This is a genomic window from Aestuariibaculum marinum (genome assembly GCF_014596975.1).
GTDB classification, from domain to species: Bacteria; Bacteroidota; Bacteroidia; order Flavobacteriales; family Flavobacteriaceae; genus Aestuariibaculum; species Aestuariibaculum marinum.
This window is the reverse complement of record NZ_JACVXD010000034.1, coordinates 1-1206: the sequence shown is the minus strand read 5'-3', so window position 1 is coordinate 1206 and position 1206 is coordinate 1. Positions and strand designations below refer to the sequence as shown.

The following is a 1206-nucleotide window of genomic DNA, read 5'->3' as shown; positions in this document are numbered from 1 at the left end:
CTTAAGTTTACAATCTGTTAATTTTAAAGTATTAATCAGAAAGAACAAAAGAGAGAAATAAGGTTATGTTATACGGTGAAGCCAAGACTTCGACAACATTGATAATCCTCTCTCTTTTACTACTATTATTTCGTTCAGTTCTGTGAGTTTAAAACTCGATTTCAAGTTGTTGAAACAAGAGTAGCTCGTTCTTTCCAAATACAGTTCTTATGAGTAAATATACAGAAATTTATGGAGTAGATATCAGTAAGGATGTCTTTGATGTTTACAGCTCTCAAACAGGTTCTAATCAGTTTAAGAATGATTGTCAGGGATTTAAAAAGTTTCTAAAAGTACTAAATAAAGAGGCTTTAGTTGTTATGGAAGCTACAGGCTATTACCATTATCGTTTGGCTCAATTTTTACATGGTCAAGGTATATTGGTATCGGTTGTAAATCCATTATCAGTAAAGCGATTTATACAAATGAAATTAGCCAAGGTAAAGACCGATAAAAGTGACGCTAAGGCTATTAGTGAATATGGGCAAATGAATGAAGTACCTCTTTATAATGCATTAACAGAAGTGCAGAGTGAATGTTTGCAGTTATTTCGGTTATTAGATAGCTATTTAAAGCATCGTACAGCAATAAAGAATAAGTTAAAAGGAGAAGAAGCTTTGGGTGTTCCATCAAAGTTTGTATATCGTTCATTGAGACGCAACCTAAATCATTTAAATAAAGAAATCGAATCTATTGAATCAAGGTTGTTGGAGTTGGTAAAACAAGATCAACAACAGCAATTAACCTTGCTTAAAAGTATCCCAGGCATGGGAATGAAAACAGCTTTGTTTTTAATAGTGGTTACCGAAGGTTTCTCTAGGTTTAACTCGGCTAGTGAATTATGCAGTTATGTAGGTGTTACTCCAACGATAAGGGAGTCTGGAAGAAGTGTTCGGGGACGCAGTAGGATAAGTAAAGTTGGAAACAAAAAGCTTAGAAATTTATTGTTTTTATGTGCTTTTTCGGCATGTAAACACAATAAAGGTTGTCGTGAATTATATGAAAGAATTGTAGCAAAAGGGAAAAGTAAAAAATTGGCACTAATCGCTGTTTCAAATAAATTACTAAAGCAGGCGTTTGCAATAGCTAAAAGTGGATTGCCTTATGATGAGAACTTTATGTCTAAATTAGCTTAAAATTGTTTGCTTTTTAACTCAGTTCTTTGTT

1 protein-coding gene is annotated in these 1206 nt (G+C 33.0%); it reads left to right on the top strand.

Features of this window, described 5'->3' with window-relative positions; all coding sequences use genetic code 11:
- Positions 1–209 precede the first annotated feature (209 nt).
- Entirely contained in the window at positions 210–1175 is a 966-nt protein-coding gene (locus ICJ85_RS16095; RefSeq protein ID WP_188224819.1) for an IS110 family RNA-guided transposase, read from the top strand.
- Positions 1176–1206: the final 31 nt, after the last annotated feature.